2 protein-coding genes are annotated in these 1,096 nt (G+C 40.8%); one reads left to right on the forward strand and one right to left on the reverse strand.

Annotated features, from left to right (window positions below; genetic code table 11):
• Window positions 1-904: methyl-accepting chemotaxis protein (locus ACP45E_RS17560; protein WP_141707395.1), on the reverse strand; the 904-nt coding region annotated here is incomplete at its 3' end.
• Between the two features lie 101 nt (window positions 905-1,005).
• Between ACP45E_RS17560 and ACP45E_RS17565 the strand changes: the two genes are divergently transcribed.
• Window positions 1,006-1,096, forward strand: a 91-nt coding sequence (locus ACP45E_RS17565) for an acylphosphatase (protein WP_141707396.1), incomplete at its 3' end; no start/stop codon positions are given.

The raw sequence follows: 1,096 nt of genomic DNA on the forward strand, positions 1-1,096 counted from the left end.
TGACCACTTCGTCGATTTTAGCTGCATTGGAATCTAACTCCTCAACGGCTTCTGAGGCTGAGCGAACTTCGTTAGCAAGGTTAGAAATAGAGCTAAGGGTATTTGAAACCTTTCCTTGTCCTTGCTGCGCGACGCTTTGAGCTTCTTCCGTCTGGTTACTGGAATCCTGAGCTAAGCTTGCCACCTCTCGAATAGAACACGCCATCTCTTCGGTAGCGCTCGCCAAAGAGTTTAAGTGTTCTTGCTGAACATTCGATAATTCTGAGCTTTGCTGAGTTGACTGGTTTAAATCTGAGCTGATTTGTTGCATCAATGCAATTGACTCTTGAATGGATGCCACCATTTTTTGCTCTCGATCAGCCAATTTGTCTATGGTGATCGCGATGGTACTGAACTCATCGCGTACCAGAAAAAAATTCATACGTTGAGTGAGATCACCATCTGCCAACGTCGATAGTGCTTTATTCATTGTGAACATAGCACCACCGATGAACGTCATGATGTAATAAACACCGATAGCCATAACGAGTATGGTCAGGGCAATAAGTCCAATTTGTAAGGTGCTCATTGAGTTCCAAATATTCACATCATGCGATGCAACGAGAGAATAGGCGCCGTTTAGAACACGAATGGAGCCTTCACCTGAACCGAATGAAATACTTTCTGAGCTCGCGATGATTTGATCTATTTGCTGCTTAGACAGGTTTCCTTCTTCAATGAAACTTTTCATCAAAACAAGCTCTTCCTGATAAAGGTTATCGAGCATTGTGTCTGAAGCATTATCTAAAACAAGCGTTAGGATACCAAGAGCAAGTAACGGGAGAATCAAAAGTAGGTAGAATTTTTCTTGAATTTTTAAGTGGATGAGATATTTATCGATCCATCGAAAAGCAGTTTCTTTCATAATAGTAATATCCAAATAGAACAGACCCAATTCTCACTATTGATAATTGGAATAAATAGACATGATGAATATAACATTTTTGACATTATGGAGGCATAGATATGATTGGAAATTGCTATAGGTTCACAGTATCTGGCACGGTTCAGGGCGTTGGTTTTCGGTATTTTACGGCCATGAAAGCCAAAGAGTTGA

It is taken from the genome of Vibrio genomosp. F10 str. 9ZD137 (genome assembly GCF_049974785.1).
Taxonomy (GTDB): domain Bacteria; phylum Pseudomonadota; class Gammaproteobacteria; order Enterobacterales; family Vibrionaceae; genus Vibrio.